This window comes from Streptomyces sp. NPDC088812, from assembly GCF_044750285.1.
In the GTDB taxonomy this organism is placed as follows: Bacteria; Actinomycetota; Actinomycetes; order Streptomycetales; family Streptomycetaceae; genus Streptomyces.
This window is the reverse complement of sequence record NZ_JBIVJP010000001.1, coordinates 13936-32094: the sequence shown is the minus strand read 5'-3', so window position 1 is coordinate 32094 and position 18159 is coordinate 13936. Positions and strand designations below refer to the sequence as shown.

The window sequence follows — 18159 nt, the reverse complement described above, 5'->3', positions numbered from 1 at the left end:
TCCACGGCGGTGAGGGCTCCACGGCCGTGACCGCCGGGACTGTCCGTCCGTCCACGGCGGCGCGGGCGGGCGATGTCCGTGCCGGCGGCTCCTCCGCCGGAGCCTTTCCCGCGGTAGGCACGTCGAGGACGGCCGACGGGCGTCGACTTCTGTACCTACTGGTATGTACAGTGCGGTGCATGAGGACGTCGGAGCGACTGATCGAGTCCACCCGGGAGCTGCTCTGGGAGCGCGGTTACGTGGGCACCAGCCCCAAGGCGATCCTGGAGCGGGCCGGTGCCGGGCAGGGCAGCATGTACCACCACTTCCGGGGCAAACCCGATCTCGCCGCGGCGGCGATCCGCAGGACGGCCGAGGAGATGCGGGCGGCGGCCGAAGGCGTGCTCGGCGGGCCGGGCACGCCGTACGAGCGGATCGAGGCGTATCTGCTGCGGGAGCGTGACGTACTGCGCGGCTGTCCCCTCGGTCGGCTGACCATGGACCCGGACGTAGTCGCCGACGAGGAGCTGCGCGCACCGGTCGACGAGACGATCGGCTGGCTGCGCGGGCGGCTCGCCGGGATCGTCGAGGAGGGCAAGGCGCGGGGCGACTTCGGGCCCGGTCTGGACGGCGACGAGATCGCCGCGGCCGTGGTGGCGACCGTACAGGGCGGCTATGTGCTCGCTCGTGCCTCGGGCTCACCCGCCGCCTTCGACGCGGGCGTCCGGGGGCTGCTGTCCCTGCTGGCCTCCCCACCGGACTCCCCGCCGGCCTCCCGTACCGCCCGCTAGGAACCGCCACCTCCGGCGTCCCCCGGGCCACCCGGCAGTATCCGCCTGCCGCCCGGCACCCCAAACCAGCCCCGCCGGACACCCCCCGCCCGGCACCCCGAACCACCCCCGCCGGACACCCCCCGCCCGGCGCCCCGAACCACCCCCGCCGAGCACACGCGCCCGGCACCCGAACCAACCGGGCTCCTCCGCCCGGCGCCACCTGCCCGGTCCCCGAGCACCGCCGCCCGGCCCTCGGCCCCCGGTCCCCCGCCGGGCGCCTCTGTCCGCACGACCGCCCCCCGCCTTCCGAGGAGCCCGATCCCGATGCACGCCATGCAGTACGCGGTGACGCTGCCCGCCGAATACGACACGGACCTGATCCGCGCCCGTGTGTCGCGCGTCGGGCACAAGCTCGACGACTGGGCCGGGCTCGGCCTCAAGGCGTATCTCCTGCGCGAGCGCGGGGTGCACGGCTCGCCGGTCGACCAGTACGCGCCGTTCTACTTGTGGAACACGGTGGAGGGCATGAACGCCTTCCTGTGGGGCGGCCCCTTCCAGGGGCTGAGCGACGACTTCGGGCGTCCGGTGGTCCGGCAGTGGACGGGCCTCGCGTACGAGGAGGGCGTCGCCGTCGGCGCACCCGCCCGGTTCGCCGTACGGCACCGTCGGCCCGTGCCGGACGGAGTGGAGTACGCGCAGGTGGCGCGGGAGGCCGCGGACGAGGCCGGCCGGCTCGCGCGGGAGGAGGGGGCGGTGCTCGCGGCGGCGGCCGTCGACACGAGCCGCTGGGAGACCGTGCACTTCTCGCTGTGGGAGCACCCGGACCCCGGCGCGGTGCAGGGCGGCGGCGACCTGTTCCAGGTGCTGCACGTGTCGGCGCCGGGGCGGCCCGTGCTGCCCGGGGGCCGGCAGTGGTGAACGCCGTCCGCACCGCGTTCGGGGGCGTCCCGCCGGAGCCGCGGCGGGCGGGGACCGCGCCGCGAGGTGCGCGGTCGTGGGGCGACGCCGGAGCGTCGGACGCGCGAGGGGCCGGCCGAGGCGATCGCGGCCGTCCGTCGGCGGGCGGCGTACCGTCCGTCGCGGCGGGCGGCGTACCGCGTACGGGGGTGTTCAGACCCGGCTCAGCGCTTCCAGCGGGTCGTCCAGCACCGGCTGCCAGGCCAGCTCCGCGGCGCCGACCAGGCTGTTGTGGTCGAGGGAGCAGGCCAGGATGGGGACGCCTCCGCTACGGCCCCACAGGCTGCGGTCGGCGACGACCGCGCGGAGGCGCTCGGGATCGGTGTCCAGGAGGGTGCGGTGCAGCCCGCCGAGGATGATCCGGTCGGGGTTGAGGATGTTCACCAGGCCGGCCAGGCCCAGCCCGAGCCGGTCGATGAGGGCCTCGACGGCCATGCGGACGACCGGGTCGGCGTACTCCTCGCGGACGAGTTCGTTGGCCTGCTGGAGCAGCGAGCCCTCCGGGCCCGGCCGGCGGCCGGCGGTGGTGAGGAGGGCCAGCGGGTCGGCCTCGACGTCGAGGCAGCCGCGGCTGCCGCAGTGGCAGGGCCGGCCCTCGGGGTTGACGGTGAGGTGGCCGACCTCCAGGGCGAGCCCGGAACTGCCCGTGTGCAGCCGCCCGTCGAGCACCAGCGCGCCGCCGACCCCGCGGTGGCCGGTCGCCACGCACAGCAGGTCGCGGGCGCCGCGCCCGGCGCCGTGCCGGTGTTCGGCGAGGGCGGAGAGGTTGACGTCGTTCGCGGCGAAGGCCGGGCCGGTGATGCCGGCCGCGCGGACCCGCTCGGCGAAGATCTCCCGGACCGGTGCCCCGACCGGCCAGGCCAGGTGCAGGGGGTTGAGGGCCAGGCCCTCGGGTGCGGCGACCGCGGACGGCACGGCGAGTCCGGCGCCCACGCAGCGGCGGCCGGTGGACCGCAGCAGTTCCGCGCCGGCCTCCACGACGGTGGCGAGCACCTTGGCCGGGTCGGCGTCGACGGTCTCGCAGCCGGGTGTCGTCGCGACGATCCGCCCGCCGAGGCCGACCAGCGCGGCCCGGAAGCCGTCGGCGTGCACCTGGGCGGCCAGGGCGACGGGGCCGTCCTCGGCGAGTTCGAGCCGGTGGGAGGGGCGGCCCTGGGAGCCGGCGGCGGCGCCGGGCCGCGCGTCGACCCGGATGAGGCCCAGCGCCTCCAGTTCGGCGGCGACCGCGCCGGCGGTGGCGCGGGTGACGCCGAGCTCGGCGGTGAGCACCGCACGGGTGGGGGCCCGTCCGGTGTGCACGAGCTCCAACGCGGGGCCGAGCGCACCGCGCCCCCGGTCCAGCCGCGCCCTGGAGGTGGTCCCTTCCCCCGCCGCCCGGGGGTCCGCCTTGCCGCTCATGAGGGCGAGTCTCCCATGATCCGCTGGTCAGGTGGCCGCCGGGAAGCCACTGACGCGCAGGGTGACGTTCAGCCGCCCGCTCAGTCCCAGCCCGGCCGGCGCCGTTCCCGGCAGCACCCGGGGCACCCCGTGGTAGGCGTGCCGCGACGGCCCGCCGAACACGAACAGGTCGCCGCTGCGGAGTTCGACGTCGGTCCAGGGGCGGGTACGGGTCTGGGGGTTGCCGAAGCGGAAGACGCAGGTGTCGCCGAGGCTGAGCGAGACCACGGGTGCGTCGGAGCGCTCGTCGGCGTCCCGGTGCATGCCCATGCGGGCGTCGCCGTCGTAGAAGTTGATGAGCGCGATGTCGTACGCCGCCGTCTGTGCCCGTCCGGCGCCCAGTGTGTCGGCCACCGCGCGCCGGCCCAGGTCGCCGAGCCACGCCGGGAACGGTTTGACGGGGGTGCCGTCGCCGTCGACGGCCGTGCGGGCGTAGGCGTACGGGTACCAGTGCCAGCCGAGGCAGACCTGGCGGGCGGTCATGGTGCCGCCGCCGGGGGTGCGGACCGTACGCAGGCCGGCCGGCGGGCGGGCCCACTCCCTACAGGCGTCCAGCAGCCGTCGCTGGCGGGGCGCGTCCAGCCAGCCCGGGGCGTGCACCGCGCCCGGCGCGATCAGCGCGCGCTCGCGGGGGAACAGCTCACCGTCCATGCCCCCATCCTCCCCCGGCGGGCCTGAGCTGCGGCTCGGCTAGCCTTGACGCACGATGGACGACCGTATGACGACGCCGTGGGGCGAGCTCTCGCTCGCCCGCCACCCCGAGGACCCGCGCGACGGCCTGCGCGCCTGGGACGCCTCCGACGCGTACCTGCTGCGCCACCTCGCCGCGGAGCGGACCGAGCTGACCGGGACGGTCGTGGTGCTCGGCGACCGCTGGGGAGCGCTGGCCACGGCGCTCGCCGCGTACCGGCCGACGCAGATCACCGACTCGTGGCTGGGGCAGGAGGCGACCCGGGCGAACCTCGCCCGCAACGGCGCCGAACCCGGCTCCGTGCGGCTGCTGACCACCCAGGACCCGCCGCCCGCGCGGATCGACGTGCTGCTGGTGCGGGTGCCGAAGAGCCTCGCGCTCCTGGAGGACCAGCTGCTGCGGCTGGCGCCGTCGGTGCACGCGGACACGGTCGTCGTCGGGACCGGCATGGTGAAGGAGATCCACACCTCGACGCTCCGGCTGTTCGAGCGGATCCTCGGCCCGACCCGGACCTCGCTCGCCGAGCAGAAGGCGCGGCTGATCCTCACCACGTGCGACCCGTCCCTGGAGCGCCCCACCAGTCCATGGCCGTACGGCTACGACCTCCCCGACGGGATCGGGCCGCTCTCCGGCCGTCCGGTCGTCAACCACGCGGGCGTGTTCTGCGCCGACCGGCTCGACATCGGCACCCGGTTCCTCCTCGGGCACCTGCCGGACACCCGGGGCGCGCGCCGCGTCGTCGACCTCGGCTGCGGCAACGGGATCGTCGGGACGGCGGTCGCGCTGGCCGACCCACGGGCCGAGGTGCTGTTCACCGACGAGTCGTTCCAGGCGGTGGCCTCGGCGGAGGCGACGTACAAGGCGAACGGGGTGCCGGGGCACGCGGAGTTCCGGGTCGGCGACGGGCTGGCGGGCGTACCGGACGCCAGCGTCGACCTCGTCCTGAACAATCCGCCGTTCCACTCCCACCAGGCGACGACGGACGCCACGGCGTGGCGGATGTTCACCGGGGCGCGGCGCGCGCTGCGGCCGGGCGGTGAGCTGTGGGTGGTGGGCAACCGGCACCTCGGGTACCACGTGAAGCTGCGGCGGCTGTTCGGCAACAGCAGGCTGGTCGCCGGTGACCGCAAGTTCGTGGTGCTGAAGGCCGTCAAGCGGGGGTGAGCCCCACGCCGGTGAGGATCCGTTCCACCGTCCGGGCCATCGCCTCGCGCCCGGCGTCCAGGTAGGCGCGTGCGTCGACCGCGTCCGGGTGCGCGTCGAGGTACTGCCTGATCGCGCCGGTCAGGGCCAGGTTGAGGGCGGTGCCGACGTTGACCTTGGCGATGCCGCCCGCGACGGCGGCCCGCAGCTCCTCGTCGGGCACGCCGGAGGAGCCGTGCAGGACGAGGGGCACGTCCAGGGCCGTGCCGAGCCGCCCGAGCAGGTCGTGGTCGAGGGACGCGGTGCGCGTGGTCATCGCGTGGACGCTGCCGACGGCGACGGCCAGGGCGTCCACCCCGGAGTGCGTGACGAACGCACGGGCCTCGGCGGGGTCGGTGCGGGCGCCGGGCGCGTGGGCGTCGCGCGGGGGCGTCCCGTCCTTGCCGCCGATCTCTCCCAACTCGGCCTCGAGCCACAGTCCGTGGGCGTGCGCCCAGTCGACGGCCGCCCGGGTCGCGGCGAGGTTCTCCTCGTACGGCAGGCGGGAGGCGTCGTACATGACGGAGCTGAAACCGGCGTCCGCGGCCTGCCGGAGCAGGGCGTCACCGCGGACGTGGTCGAGGTGCAGCGCGACGGGTACGGCGGCCTGTTCGGCGGCGGTGGCGGCGGCGCGGGCGAGCGGGAGCACGCGTCCGCCGCGGAACCTCACCGCGTTCTCGCTGATCTGGAGGACGACCGGGGCGCGGACGGACTCGGCTCCGGTGACGACGGCCTCGAGGTGCTCCAGTGTGACGATGTTGAAGGCGGCGACGGCGGTACGGGCCGCGCGGGCCCGGCTGACCAGTTCGCCGGTGGTGGTGAGGGGCACGGCACCTCCCGGTCGGGGTCGGGGGACGTGGCTGCCCGGCCGGTCAGCACCGAGGCCGCGGGCGGCGGCCGGGCGGCGGCGGGGCGCTGGGTACGGACCGGGCCGGCGAGCGGGTCGGGCCGGCGCCGCCGCCCGCGACGGGGCCGGGGCGATGGTCGGGTGGATGCGGTGCGGCGGTGCGATGAGGCGGGGATCTCCGGGTGCCGGCCAGGGGCGCACCCGGGGACGGCCGGCGCGGGGGGCCGGGTCACGCGGACGCGACGCGCCGGTCCAGCAGGGAGCCGTGGATCTCCGCGGCGCGGACCGCGGTGGTCGACAGCAGGGTCGAGGTCAGACCGTGGGTGTGCTCGGTGCCGCCCTGGACGTAGATGCCCGCGGTGACGTCGGGCGCGGTCTCCACCCGGTGGTCCCGGGTGACCCGGAGGGCGTCCCCGTCGTCGCGCAGACAGACCTTGGCCGCCTCGCCGAGCAGGGCCGTCAGGTCCCGTGGGCGGTATCCCGTCGCGTGCACCAGCAGATCGGCCTCCAGCACCTGCTCCTCGCCGGTGGGCAGGAACTCCACGGCGATGTCGAGGGAGGCGTCGGCCCGCGGCCGTACGTCGCGGATGCGGGAGACGTTGAGGAAGCGCAGCCGCTCCCGGCCGGTGACCTTCTCCCGGTAGGAGGTGGCGTACAGGGACTCGATCAGGTCCATGTCGACGACCGAGTAGTTGGTGGAGCGGTGGTAGTCGAACAGGGACTGCTTCACCTCGGAGGGCGCGGTGAAGTACACGTCCACCGCCTCCGGGTCGAAGATGCGGTTGGCGAACGGGCTGTCGTCGGCCGGGGTGTAGCCGTACTTGGCGAAGACCGCGCAGATCTCGGCGGCGGGGAAGGCCCGGTGGAGGTAGTCGACGGTCTCGGCGGCGCTCTGTCCGGCGCCGAGGACGACGGCCCGGCGCACCGGACGCCCCTGTGCGGTCAGTTCGGCGACCCGGGGCAGCAACTCGCTGTTGTGCCAGACCCGTTCGGTCAGTTCGACGCCCGGCGGCACATGGGGTTCGAGGCCGACGGCCACGCTGATGTCGCGGGCCCGGCGGGTCAGGGTCCGGCCGGGCCGCCCGGGGTCCCGGCAGACGACGTCGAAGCAGGTCACGACGCCGGACTCGTCCCGGACCGGGTCGATGGAGACGACGTGGTGGCTGTACGACACCAGGTGGCGCATCCGCTCGGCGGCCCACTCGAAGTACTCGTGGAACTCCACGCGCAGCGGGAAGAGCGTCTTCTGGTTCAGGAAGTCGACGAGCCGGCCGCGGTCACGCAGGAAGCACAGGAAGCTGAAGTCACTGGCCGGGTTCCGTAACGTCACCAGGTCCTTGAGGAAGGACACCTGCATGGTGGCGTCGTCGATGAGCATGCCCCGGTGCCAGCCGAAACGCGGCTGGCGTTCGAGGAAGTGGGCGTCGAGCCGCCGCTCGGGCGGGAGTCCGGCGTTGTGCTCCTCGATGGCTATGGCCAGGGCGAGATTCGACGGGCCGAAGCCGATTCCCAGGATGTCGTGGCTGATGTCCGATCCCAGATGCGGTGGTTTCACCGTGGCATCGCCTCCCTCAGGCAGCCACATGTTAGATAAGGTAAGCCTTACCTTGCAATGGGAGCCGTCCGAGGGGAGAACCGCCTTGCGCGTCGTCATGCTCGGCTACCAGACCTGGGGTCACCGCACGCTCCAGGCCCTGCTCGACTCCGGGCACGAGGTCGTCCTCGTGCTCACCCACCCCAAGAGCGACCACGCCTACGAGAAGATATGGGGCGACAACGTCGCCGAACTCGCCGAGAAGAACGACATCCCGGTCCTGCTCCGCAACCGCCCCGACGACCCCGAACTGCTCGACGCCGTCCGCGCGGCCCGCCCCGACATCATCGTCGCCAACAACTGGCGCACCTGGCTGCCGCCCGAGCTGTTCGACCTCCCGCCACACGGCACGCTCAACATCCACGACTCGCTGCTGCCGGCGTACGCCGGCTTCTCCCCCCTCATCTGGGCGCTGATCAACGGCGAGGAGCGGGTCGGCGTGACCGCGCACCGGATGAACGCCGAACTGGACGCGGGGGACATCCTGGTGCAGCGCGCGGTGCCGGTCGGCCCCACCGACACGGCGACCGACCTGTTCCACCGCACGGTCGACCTGATCGCGCCGATCGTGCGCGAATCGCTCGACCTCATCGCCTCGGGCCGGGACACGGGGCAGTGGGTGCCACAGGACCGCGGCCGGGCGAGCTTCTTCCACAAGCGGGCGCTCGAGGACAGCCGCATCGACTGGCGGTGGCCGGCCGAGCGGCTGGAACGGCTGGTGCGCGCCCAGTCGGACCCGTACCCGAACGCGTTCACCCACCACCGGGGACAGCGGCTGCGGATCGTCTCGGCCGCGGTCTCGGAGGGCCGCTACGGCGGCACCCCGGGGCGGATCTTCATCCGGGAGGGCGACGGCGTGGTCATCGTGGCCGGTCCCGAGGCGCACACCGGCCGGTCCCGGGGGCTGGTGATCCGCCGGCTGCGCACGGACGACGGCACGGAGTACGCGGCGGGCGAGTACTTCCGCACGATGGGGGGCTACCTCACCGACCGGCCCTGAGGCGGAGCCGAGCGCCCGCGATCCTCCCCGTGGGCGCCGGACACCCGGAGCCCGGTTCGCCGCGTTCGGCCGGCGACCCGGCGACCGGCGACCCGGCGACCGGCGACCGGCGCGGCCCGTCCGAACCGGAGGGCCGCGGGGTGTACGGTCCGCCCCGCGGCCCCTCCTCCACGCCTCGCCTTCCCCGTCCTCGTCCTCCTGTCCGTGCCGCTCCCCGTAGGGCAGACGTCGACGCCCTGGGGCTCGCCGGTGGAGCCGGAGGTGACACCCGAGGACGGCGGTGAGCCGGTCGGGCCCGGCGGGGAGGCTCACGGCGACGGTGTCCCCGGGTCGGGTGCCGCGGGCCACGAGGGCGGCGGCACACTACAGCGCGGCGCGCGGTCGGCCGGCTCGCCGCGGGTCAGCACTCCGTCCGCCCCGCACAGCAGCGCCGACGCCTCCGGCCGGACGGCCGCCCGGGCGAAGAAGGCGTCGTGGAGCAGGCGGTGGCCGCGCGGGCCGGCGGTGGCGTCGACGGCGGAACGGACCTCACGCCGGTCGGCGGAAAGCAGGGCGGGCCCCGGCCGGTCCCAGACCTCGTCCTCGGTGCCGAGGCGGGTGACGAGCCCGTGGAAGGCGGCGAACATCGCGTCGACCAGCCCGGCGGGGAACGCGTCCTCACGGACGTCCCAGTGCACCAGCAGCCCCCCGTCGACCTCGGTGACCTGGGCGTCCAGCAGGACCTGCGGGCTCTGGGAGATGATCCACACCGGTTCGCCGAAGGTCCGCCGCACCCGGGGGGCGAGGAGTTCGCCGAGGTTGAGCGCGCTGGTGAACACGACCGGGGCGAGAACCTGTTGGCCGCGCTCGCGGGAGAGGTCGCGCAGGACCTCCACGCCGGAGTAGTCGGCATGCGCGGCGTCGGTGTGCATCCGGTCCTGGAGGCGCCGGGCGTGCTCCGCGAAGGGCTCGGGAGCGCCGAGGTCGACGTCCAGCAGCACCGAGCTGGTGAAGTCGCCGACGAGCAGGCCGACGTCCGGGTGCGAGCCGCGCCGGTCGGACACCGGCACCTGGAGCAGGAAGCGGGGCTCACCGCTCGAGGCGGCGAGCACCTCCGAGAAGGCGGTCGCCAGCGCCATGGCGGGCGTCAGCCCGTGCTGGTGGGCGCGGGCGGTCAGCCGGCGCTTCTCCCCCGGCGACAACCGGTGGTGACGCCGTGTCATCCGGGTCGGGTCGGCCCGCTCCGACTCGGCGACCAGGGGCAGGTCGGGGGCGCTGGGCAGCTCGGGCACCCGCCGTCGCCACCAGGCGCGCGCCTGCTCGCGGCTGAGCCGCCGTACGTCCGCGCGCTCGGCGAGGTAGGCCGGGTAGCTGGTGCCGATGGGCGGCAGGGCGGCGCCGGGGGCCTCGTACAGCGCGGCGAGGTCGGCGAGGAGGATCCGGTGGCTGAGCGCGTCCGCGGCGAGCCTGTCGACGTCGACGTGGAGCCGGGCGCGTCCCTCCGGCAGCAGCGAGAGCCGCACGGAGAAGACCTCGCCGCCCTCGACGTCCAGCCGGGCGTGCGAGGACGCCTGCCGCAGCTCCTCCAGGCGGGTCGCGACCGCCTTCTCGTCGAGGCCGCGCAGGTCGTGCACGGTCGTGGCGGGGCGGGTGAGCGCGGGCAGGATCTCCTGGCGGCCGTCGTCGGTGAACCGGGCGCGGAGCATGCCGTGGCGGGCCGCGAGGGCCCTTACGGCCGCGTCGAGGCGCCCGGGGTCCACGGCGGTGCCGTCGAACTCGACGTAGAGGTGGGCCGCGACGGATCCGCAGACGGTGTCCTCGCCGCGTCCGATCCGGTACGCATGTTGCATCACGGCCAGCGGGAACGGCGCGTCGGGGGCGGGCGCCGGGGTGGGGCGGGCTGCGGCCTGCGGCCCGAGGCCTGGTGTGGGGGTGGGGGTGGGCGTGGGGGTGGGGGTGGCCTGGCTGCGGGAGGCCAGCAGGGTCCGCCAGGCGCTGAGCGTCGGTTCCTCGGCGAGTTCGGCGAAGCCGACCTCGACGCCCTGCCGGCGCCAGCCGCCGGCGATCCTCATCAGGGTGACCGGGTCCAGGCCCCAGGAGATGAGGCTGTCGTCCTCGCCCGGTCGCCGCGCGGGGTCGAACGTGTCGATGACCGCACGGAGCAGGTCGTCCGCGGTCGGGGGGTGTTGCGTCACCGGTTCCTCCGCTCCCTCACTCACACGTCGTCGTCGGGGAAGTCCTGGAAGTACTGGAGCCGCTCTCGACGTCGTTCTCGACGTCGCTCTCGAAGTCGTCGATGTCCTCGTGGGTCAGGTCGGCCAGGGGGAGGTCGGGCGGTGGTAGGCCGCCGACGGTGTCCCGCGTGTGCCGGACGAGCCCGCACGGGGCTGGACGGGGCGGCCGGAGCGCCGGGGGCGGTAGGCGGCCCGCGGGTGGCGGAGGCTGCCCTCCACGACCGGGCGGGCCACCCTCAGTCCCCGGCTCCGCGCATGGCCTCGACCAGACTGCGCGGGCGCATGTCCGTCCAGTTCCGCTCGATGTGCTCCAGGCAGGCGGCCCGGCTGTCGGGGCCGTGAACGCCGGCCCAGCCGGCCGGGACGGGCACGAACTCCGGCCACAGGGAGTACTGGCCCTCGTCGTTGACCAGTACGAGGAAGACGCCGTCGTCGGCGTCGAACGGGTTGGCCATGACTGTTGGTTCCTCTCCTGACGGGTGAGGGTGAAGGATCCGGAGTACTCGTCCGGCGCTCCGGGCACCGGCTCTGTCACGGTGGCGCGGTGGATCTGTGCACGGAGCCCGGTGCGCCGCACCGAACCCCCAACGCTTAGGTGAGGCTAACCTAATGCACCGTCGGTCCGGGGGGAAGGACACGTGCTCCGGAAGAACTCCGTCGGCGAAGCCGGTCACCGGCAGGGCACGTCGATCACCCGGTGGCCGCGCGCGCCGGACCCGGCGCGCGCGGGAAGAGGCGTCGGCCGCGCCCCGCCCCAGATCGAGCAGGCCGATGCCCTCCGCGTCCGGCACGGACACTCCCGGCCGCGTCGGCGGCTGCTACGTCCCCGAGCGGGGACCACGGGTGTGTGTCGGGGGCCGAGGCACGGGGATCGAGGCATGCGGGGCGGAGCACGCGGCCCGCGCCCGGCGCCGGTGGCGCGTCAGGCGGGGAGGCGGGGGACGCTGTCGATCAGGCGCCGGGTGTACGGGTGGGCCGGGTCGCCCAGCACCTGTGACGTGTCGCCCTGTTCGACGATCAGGCCGCGCTCCAGCACGGCGGTGCGCTCGCACAGGGAGGCCACGACGGACAGGTCGTGGGAGACCATCACCAGGGTCAGGCCCCGCTCCCGCTTCAGCTCGGCCAGCAGGTCGACCACCTTCACGCGGGTGGTGACGTCGAGCGCGCTGACGGGCTCGTCGGCGAGCAGGACGCGCGGGTCGCACACCGTGGCGCGGGCGATGGCGATGCGCTGGCGCTGGCCGCCGGAGAACTCGTGCGGATAGCGTTCGGCGGCGTCGGCGGGCAGCCCGACGCCTTCGAGCGCCGCGGCCACCTTCGGCGCGGCGCTCGCGCGGGAGTCCAGGCCCAGCGAGCGCAGCGGCTCGGCGACGATCGCGCCCACCCGGCGGCGCGGGTCGAGGGAGGAGTAGGGGTCCTGGAAGACGCACTGGACGCTGCGCCGGAAGCGCCGCATCTGCTGCCGGTCGCGCAGGGCCAGGGGCGCGCCGTCGAAGCGGACCGTGCCGGCGGTGGGTCGGGCGAGGCCGAGGAGGAGACGCAGCAGCGTGGTCTTGCCGGCGCCGGACTCACCGACGAGGGCGAGGCTCTCGCCGGGCCGCACCGCGAGGGACACGTCCCGGACCACGTCGGCGCGGGCACCCCGGTAGCGCACCGCCACGTCGGCGAGTTCCAGCACGGGGGTCACTTCGCGCTCCTCAGGTGCAGTGCGGACTCCAGCGTGCGGGCGCTGGCGACCAGGTTCCTGGTGTACTCCTCGCGGGGGTCGCCCACGATCTCCCGCACCGTGCCCTCCTCGACGGCCCGGCCGTCCTTCATCACGAGCACCCGGTCGGTCACCTTCGCGACGACGGCGAGGTCGTGGCTGACGAACAGCACCGCCATGTCGCGTTCCCGCACGAGGGTGTCGAGCAGGTCGAGCATCTCCGCCTGCACGGACACGTCGAGGGCGGTGGTCGGTTCGTCGGCGATGAGCAGCGCGGGCTCGCAGGCCAGGGCGGCGGCGAGGGCGACGCGCTGGCGCTGGCCGCCGGAGATCTCGTGCGGGAAGGCGCGGGCGATGCGTTCGGGTTCGGGCAGCCGGACCCGTTCGAGCGCGTCGAACACGGCGGTCCGCAGTTTCTTCCCCTTCAGACCCGTGCGCCGGGCCAGGGGGCCGGCGATCTGGCGGCCCACGCGCATCAGGGGGTCGAGGGCGGTCAGCGGTTCCTGGAACACGACCGCCGCGTCACGGCCCCGGACGGCTGCCAGGCGTCTGTCCGGGGCGCCGACGATCTGGGTGCCGGCGAGGACGACGCTGCCGGTGGCCGTCATGCCCTCCGGCAGCAGTCCGAGCACCGCGAGCGTGGTGAGGGACTTGCCGGAACCCGACTCGCCGATCAGCCCGAGGCGTTCGCCGCCCGAGAGGGTGAAGGACAGGTCGGTGACGAGGGGCCGTCCGCCGGCGGTGCGCACCGACAGCCCGTCCACGTCGAGGAGGGTCATGTCCGCCTCCCGCGGCTCGCCGGGTCGAGGGTGTCGCGCAGGCCGTCGGCGATCAGGTTGACGCCCACGACGAGGAGCACGAGCAGGATGCCGGGGGCGAGGGCGCCGGCCGGCGCGATGGTGAACGTGGCCTGGGCCTCCTGGAGCAGGCGTCCCCAGGAGGCGTTGGGCGGCGGCGCGCCGAGGCCGAGGTAGGACAGTCCGGCCTCGGCGAGGACGGCGAGGCCGAACTGGAGGGCCAGGTTGACCACGAGGGTGGGCCAGATGTTCGGCAGGACGTGGCCGGCGACGGTGCGCGGCCAGGAGGTGCCGGAGGTGCGGGCCGCGGTGATGTAGTCCTGGGTGAGGACCCGCTTGGCCAGGATGCGGACGAGGCGGGCCACGACCGCGCTCTGCGCCAGGCCGATGGCCAGGACCGCCGATCCGAGGGTGGCCGAACGGGCGGCGACGACGAGCATCGCCAGCAGCAGGGTCGGGAAGGCGATGAGGATGTCGAGGAAGGCCGAGAGCGTGTCGTCGAGCCAGCCCTGGGCGAAGGCGGCGAGCACGCCCAGCGTGACGCCGATGAGGGCGGCGACGGCGACGGAGCCGAGGCCCGCCCCGAAGGCGATGCGCGCACCGGTCATCAGCTGGGTGAACAGGTCGCGCCCCAGCTTGTCGGTGCCGAGCAGGTGTCCGTCGCCGGGGCCGGCCAGCCGCCCGCCGGTGGTGTCGTCGGGGGCGTAGGGCAGCCAGAGGAACGACACCAGGGCGAGCAGCGCGACCAGGCCGGTGAGGACGCAGCCCACGGTCAGCGTGGCGGAGCCGCGGCGGGTGCGGGACCCCGTCCGCCGTTCGGCCGGGCGGGCGGGGATGTCCGTGGGGGCCGTCACCTGGCACCTCCCGAGAGGCGGCCGCGCAGCCGCGGGTCGACGATCCGCTGGACGAGGTCGGCGAGGAAGCCGATGAGCAGCACCGCGAGGGTGGAGACGAAGAGGACGCCCTGGATCACCGGGTAGTCGTGCTGGGCGATGCCGGTGGCGAGCAGGGAGCCGAGTCCGGGCAGCGCGTACACGGACTCGACGACGACGGCGCCGAGGAGGGTGGAGGCGAGTTCGATGCCGAGGATGGAGATGACCGGTACGGAGGCGTTGCGCAGGCCGTGGCGCCACATGGCCGTGCCGAAGCCCTCGCCGAGGGCGCGGGCCGTGCGCAGGTAGTCGCTGCCGAGCACGTCGAGGGTGGCGGAGCGGACGTAGCGGATCAGGGAGGCGCTCATCACCAGGGCGATGGTGACGACCGGCAGGACGAGCGAGCGGATCGCGTCGGCCGGGGCGGACCAGCCGTCCTGGGGGAATCCCCCGGAGGGCAGCCATTCGGCGTTCAGCGCGAACACGGCGATGAGGATCATGCCGAGCCAGAACACGGGTACGGCGATGCCCAGCTGGGACACGCCGCTGAGCAGGGCGCCGTACCAGGTGCGCCGTTTGTGCGCGGCGACGAACCCGGCCGGTACGGCGACCAGGACCGCGAGCACGAAGGCGGCCAGGGTGAGCGGCACGGTGACGTTCAGCCGGGCGGTGACCTCGGGGCCGACGGGCAGCGAGCTGACGAAGGACGTGCCGAGGTCGCCGCTCGCCAGCTGCCCGAGCCAGTGGGTGAACTGCTCGGGCAGCGGGCGGTCGGAGCCGATGGCGTGGCGGGCGGCGGCGATCTGCTCGTCGGTGGCCCCGACCGCGGTGAGGGCGTTGGCCGGGTCGCCGGGCAGCATGCGCAGGAGGACGAACAGCACCACGCTCGCCAGGGCCAGCGACACCAGCAGGAAGGCGAGCCGGCGCAGCAGGTAGCGGCCCATCAGCCCGTCTTCTTGATGTCGTAGGCGTAGAACTGGGAGTTCAGGCCGTTGAGCGGGTAGCCGGAGAGCTTGCTGCTGGCGACGACGATCTGCGGGTAGAGGTAGAGCCAGTCGCTGGCGGCGTCCTCGGCGGTCTTGCGGTTGACCTTCTTCAGCAGCTCGGTCTGCTCGGCGGCGGTGGAAGCCGCCTCGGCCTGCTCGACCCACTGGGTGACCTGCGCGTCGTCGTAGCCCCAGTAGAAGTCGGGGTTGCCGTACCAGACGAGGTCGCGGTCGTTGACGTGTTCCTGGAGCGTGGCCGTGAAGTCGTGGTTCTTGTAGACCTTGGTGTACCACTCGTCGGGCGTGATCGTGTTGATCTTGACGGTGATGCCGACCTTGGCGAGTTCGGACTTGATGAACGTCGCGGCGGTGGGGTGGGGGTCGTAGTTGGGGGTGTCGAGGGTGAAGCTGAAGCCCTTGGCGTAACCGGCCTCGGCGAGCAGCTTCTTGGCCTGGGCGACGTCGTGGGCGTTGACGTCGGTGAGGTCCTCGTACCAGGGGTCGGTGGGCGGCACCATCGAGCCGATGAGCTTGCCGTAGCCGCCCCAGACCGACTCCAGGAGCTTCTTGTCGTCGATGGCGGCGGAGACGGCCTGGCGCACCTTGACGTCGGTGAAGGGCTTGGCCTTGTCGTTGAAGGCGAGCAGCAGCTTGGTGGTGGAGTCGCCGTCGTTGACCTTGTAGTTCTGGTTGCTCTTGAACTGCTCCAGGGCGTCGGGCGACTGCTCGCCGGTGACCACGTCGACGGCGTTGGTCAGCAGCGCGTTGTTCAGCGCCGTGGCGTCCTTGTAGTAGTGGAAGACGACCTGCTTGTTGGCGGCGGTGTCGCCCCAGTAGCCGGCGAAGCGGTTCAGGCTCAGCGCGGAGCCGCGGGTCCACTTGGCGAGGGTGTAGGGGCCGGTGCCGTCCTCGCCGGTCTTCAGGTCCTTCGCCTCGGAGTTGATGATCCAGACGTAGGAGAGGTTGTAGACGAAGGAGATCGACTTCTGCGACAGCGTGACCTTGACGGTCTTCGCGTCGGGGGTGGCGATGTCCTTGACGACCTCGAGGTTGCTCTTGCGGGCCGACTGCGAGTCGTCCGCGAGGACCTTCTCCAGGCTGTACTTGACGTCGGCGCTGGTGAGTTCCTTGCCGCTGTGGAACTTCACGCCGGAGCGGAGGGTGAAGGTGTAGGTGAGGCCGTCGGCGCTCACCTGGTAGTCCTGGGCGAGGAGCTTGTTCACGTCGCCGTCGTCGCTGAGCTGGAACAGGCCTTCGTAGACGTTGCCGTTGAGCGCCTCGGTGACGCCCTGGCCGCCGCCCGCGGTGTTGTCGAGGTTCTGCGGCTCGTAGAGGGAGCCGATGTTGACGGTGGCGTCCTTGTCCCAGGTGCCGCCGGAGGCGCTGCCCCCGGTGGAGCCGCCGCCGCAGGCGGTGAGGGTGAGGGAGAGGGCGGCCGCGGTGGTGATCGCGTACAGGGACGACTTCTGGATGCTCATGGCGTGCGGTGCTTTCGTGCGTGCTGCGGGACGGGGAAGGGAGCGATCAGTGCTGTGCGGGGAAGCCGTCGCGGAAGACGGGGCGCTTCTCGCCGGCCTCGACGGCCAGGTGGAGGCGGTTCTGCCGCGGCGGCATCGGACAGTTGTACTGATCGGAGAACCCGCAGGGCGGTACGAAGGCCCGGTTGAAGTCGAGGACCACGCGGTGGTCGTCCTCCGTGCGCTCGACGAAGAGGAAACGGCCGGCGCCGTAGGTGCTGTCGCCGTTGGTGGGGTCGCCGAAGACGAGGAGGAGGGTGCCGTCGTCGTCGAAGGCGCTGAGGGTGTAGTCGTGGCCGTCGACGGTGAGCGAGATGTCTCCGGGCACGACGAGGTCGCGGGTGCCGCCGTTGTCCCGGATGTGCTCGAAGTCGACGCGGCGGGCGCCCGGGACCGGGGTGTAGGAGGCCTCGAGGACCCACGAGGGGTCGTAGGGGAAGACGTCCACACGCTCGAAGCCCTCGACGGCGGGCGCGGCGGCGTCCCAGAAGCGCAGCCCGTGCTCGGGTGCGCCGGTGACCAGGTCGGTGCGGCTCACCGTGGTGACGGTCACGGTGTCGGGCAGACCGGCGCGGGCCGCGTCCACGTCCGGGAGTTCGCCCGCCGGGAGCCAGCGGGTCTCCACGAGGGCGAGATTGCCCGTGGGGGCGGTGAGCGCCGTGCGGCGCCCGGCACACCAGGCGTTCCATCGCTCCGCGGCATCGGTGGGAGAGGGAGCGGTGGCGGGCTCGGGCACGGCGGAACTCATTCGGCTAGAAGGGGGCCATCGGCTGATCGGCTGATCGGCTGATCGGCTGATCGGCTACAGAACGCTAATAGATGGCCAAAGCATCCCCTTTATCAGCCATAAGATCGGCTAATGTCAAAGGCTGGTTTCACATGCTGAGACGCATGTCTTGACGAGCGAAGCAGGAACGCCCCCGCCGTGGGACGGGCGGGGGCGTTCATCGGTCGCGGCGGCCGTTCGGCGGTCGTGGCGGCCCCTGTGCGATGGACGTGCTCGGCCGCCGTGCTCGGGCGGGCCCGGCCGTCGTTCCCAGGGCGTGCTCGACCGCCGTGACCCGGGCGGGCCGGGCCGCCTTCCGGTGCGGGCCCGGCCGCCGAACTCGGGCGGGCCCGGCCGCCGAACTCGGGCGGGCCCGGCCGCTGTTGTCAGGCGGGTTCGCCGCGCTGGGTGCTGCCCGGCTCCCCCGTGTCGCGGTGCCACTCGACGACCAGTTCGTCACGGGTGCCGAAGCGGACCAGGTGACGGCCCATCACGTCCTCCAGCCGGTCGAGGTGCTCGGCCTCGGTGTCCAGGGTGAGCAGCAGAGCGTCCTCGGTCGCGGTGAGGGTGCCGGTGCCCTGCGGGAACGTGATGCTTCCCACCCCCTTCTCCTCGTCCCAGCTCGACTCGGCGCGACGGCCCAGGTGGGCGGCGAGCTGTTTGCCGTAGCGGTGGGGGCGGTCGGTGCGGACGCGGGCTTCCGAGCGGGGCATGGGCGACTCCTTGGAGAGCGGGCGGACGGGTGCGCCGGAGGGGCGGACCCCGGGCTTCCGGCTCCTTGCAGTACTGCCAGACGCGGCGGCCCCGCGTACACCTCCCACGCCGCAACGTATGGATTCCCTC

17 protein-coding genes are annotated in these 18159 nt (G+C 73.7%); 4 read left to right on the top strand and 13 right to left on the bottom strand.

The features are described from left to right. Positions 1-179 precede the first annotated feature (179 nt). Positions 180-770: a TetR/AcrR family transcriptional regulator gene (locus ACIP67_RS00150; RefSeq protein ID WP_401685025.1), complete on the top strand. Its 591-nt coding sequence runs from the start codon at positions 180-182 to the stop codon at positions 768-770. 306 nt (positions 771-1076) lie between these two features. After that, positions 1077-1670, top strand: coding sequence for a DUF4865 family protein (locus ACIP67_RS00145; RefSeq protein ID WP_401685022.1), 594 nt, complete (start codon positions 1077-1079; stop codon positions 1668-1670). Between the two features lie 192 nt (positions 1671-1862). On the opposite strand, the gene ACIP67_RS00140 is transcribed toward ACIP67_RS00145, so the two are convergent. Together ACIP67_RS00140 and ACIP67_RS00135 are read right to left on the bottom strand one after the other, a co-directional pair. Continuing rightward, positions 1863-3107, bottom strand: coding sequence for an ROK family protein (locus ACIP67_RS00140; RefSeq protein ID WP_401685020.1), 1245 nt, complete (start codon positions 3105-3107; stop codon positions 1863-1865). Positions 3108-3134: 27 nt separating this feature from the next. Beyond that, positions 3135-3797, bottom strand: a complete 663-nt coding sequence (locus ACIP67_RS00135) for an alpha-ketoglutarate-dependent dioxygenase AlkB family protein (RefSeq protein WP_401685017.1) — start codon at positions 3795-3797, stop codon at positions 3135-3137. Between the two features lie 67 nt (positions 3798-3864). Between ACIP67_RS00135 and ACIP67_RS00130 the strand changes: the two genes are divergently transcribed. Further along, positions 3865-5001 carry a methyltransferase gene (locus ACIP67_RS00130; protein WP_401686722.1) on the top strand — a complete coding sequence of 379 codons (1137 nt, stop codon included), beginning with the start codon at positions 3865-3867 and terminating at the stop codon, positions 4999-5001. On the opposite strand, the gene ACIP67_RS00125 is transcribed toward ACIP67_RS00130, so the two are convergent. Together ACIP67_RS00125 and ACIP67_RS00120 are read right to left on the bottom strand one after the other, a co-directional pair. Beyond that, positions 4988-5848: a ketose-bisphosphate aldolase gene (locus ACIP67_RS00125; protein ID WP_401685014.1), complete on the bottom strand. Its 861-nt coding sequence runs from the start codon at positions 5846-5848 to the stop codon at positions 4988-4990. The genes ACIP67_RS00130 and ACIP67_RS00125 overlap by 14 nt on opposite strands. 247 nt (positions 5849-6095) lie before the next feature. Beyond that, entirely contained in the window at positions 6096-7451 is a 1356-nt protein-coding gene (locus tag ACIP67_RS00120) for a lysine N(6)-hydroxylase/L-ornithine N(5)-oxygenase family protein (RefSeq protein ID WP_401685012.1), read from the bottom strand. A 55-nt stretch (positions 7452-7506) separates the two neighbouring features. Between ACIP67_RS00120 and ACIP67_RS00115 the strand changes: the two genes are divergently transcribed. Beyond that, a complete protein-coding gene (locus ACIP67_RS00115) occupies positions 7507-8460 on the top strand; it encodes a methionyl-tRNA formyltransferase (protein ID WP_401685009.1) in 954 nt (317 codons plus the stop codon). Between the two features lie 308 nt (positions 8461-8768). Here ACIP67_RS00115 and ACIP67_RS00110 read toward each other — a convergent pair whose 3' ends face one another. The 9 genes from ACIP67_RS00110 to ACIP67_RS00070 all read right to left on the bottom strand — a co-directional run bounded on the left by ACIP67_RS00110 (position 8769) and on the right by ACIP67_RS00070 (position 18029). Then, positions 8769-10634, bottom strand: a complete 1866-nt coding sequence (locus ACIP67_RS00110; RefSeq protein WP_401685006.1) for a condensation domain-containing protein — start codon at positions 10632-10634, stop codon at positions 8769-8771. Between the two features lie 275 nt (positions 10635-10909). Continuing rightward, complete coding sequence (locus ACIP67_RS00105; protein ID WP_401685003.1) at positions 10910-11128, bottom strand: MbtH family protein; 219 nt, start codon at positions 11126-11128, stop codon at positions 10910-10912. Between the two features lie 467 nt (positions 11129-11595). Then, the gene (locus ACIP67_RS00100) at positions 11596-12360 is read right to left on the bottom strand and encodes an ABC transporter ATP-binding protein (protein ID WP_401685000.1); all 765 of its coding nucleotides are present in this window, start codon (positions 12358-12360) and stop codon (positions 11596-11598) included. Next, complete coding sequence (locus tag ACIP67_RS00095; RefSeq protein WP_401684997.1) at positions 12357-13157, bottom strand: ATP-binding cassette domain-containing protein; 801 nt, start codon at positions 13155-13157, stop codon at positions 12357-12359. The genes ACIP67_RS00100 and ACIP67_RS00095 overlap by 4 nt, the downstream gene beginning before the upstream one ends. Next, positions 13154-14029 carry an ABC transporter permease gene (locus ACIP67_RS00090; protein ID WP_401684994.1) on the bottom strand — a complete coding sequence of 292 codons (876 nt, stop codon included), beginning with the start codon at positions 14027-14029 and terminating at the stop codon, positions 13154-13156. Before ACIP67_RS00090 ends, ACIP67_RS00095 begins: the two co-directional genes overlap by 4 nt. Beyond that, positions 14026-14991, bottom strand: coding sequence for an ABC transporter permease (locus ACIP67_RS00085; protein WP_401684991.1), 966 nt, complete (start codon positions 14989-14991; stop codon positions 14026-14028). The genes ACIP67_RS00090 and ACIP67_RS00085 overlap by 4 nt, the downstream gene beginning before the upstream one ends. After that, complete coding sequence (locus ACIP67_RS00080) at positions 14991-16511, bottom strand: ABC transporter substrate-binding protein (RefSeq protein ID WP_401684988.1); 1521 nt, start codon at positions 16509-16511, stop codon at positions 14991-14993. The genes ACIP67_RS00085 and ACIP67_RS00080 overlap by 1 nt, the downstream gene beginning before the upstream one ends. A 46-nt stretch (positions 16512-16557) precedes the next feature. Next, the gene (locus tag ACIP67_RS00075; protein WP_401684985.1) at positions 16558-17298 is read right to left on the bottom strand and encodes a DUF1684 domain-containing protein; all 741 of its coding nucleotides are present in this window, start codon (positions 17296-17298) and stop codon (positions 16558-16560) included. A 404-nt stretch (positions 17299-17702) separates the two neighbouring features. After that, positions 17703-18029, bottom strand: coding sequence for a DUF2218 domain-containing protein (locus ACIP67_RS00070; protein WP_401684982.1), 327 nt, complete (start codon positions 18027-18029; stop codon positions 17703-17705). Positions 18030-18159: the final 130 nt, after the last annotated feature.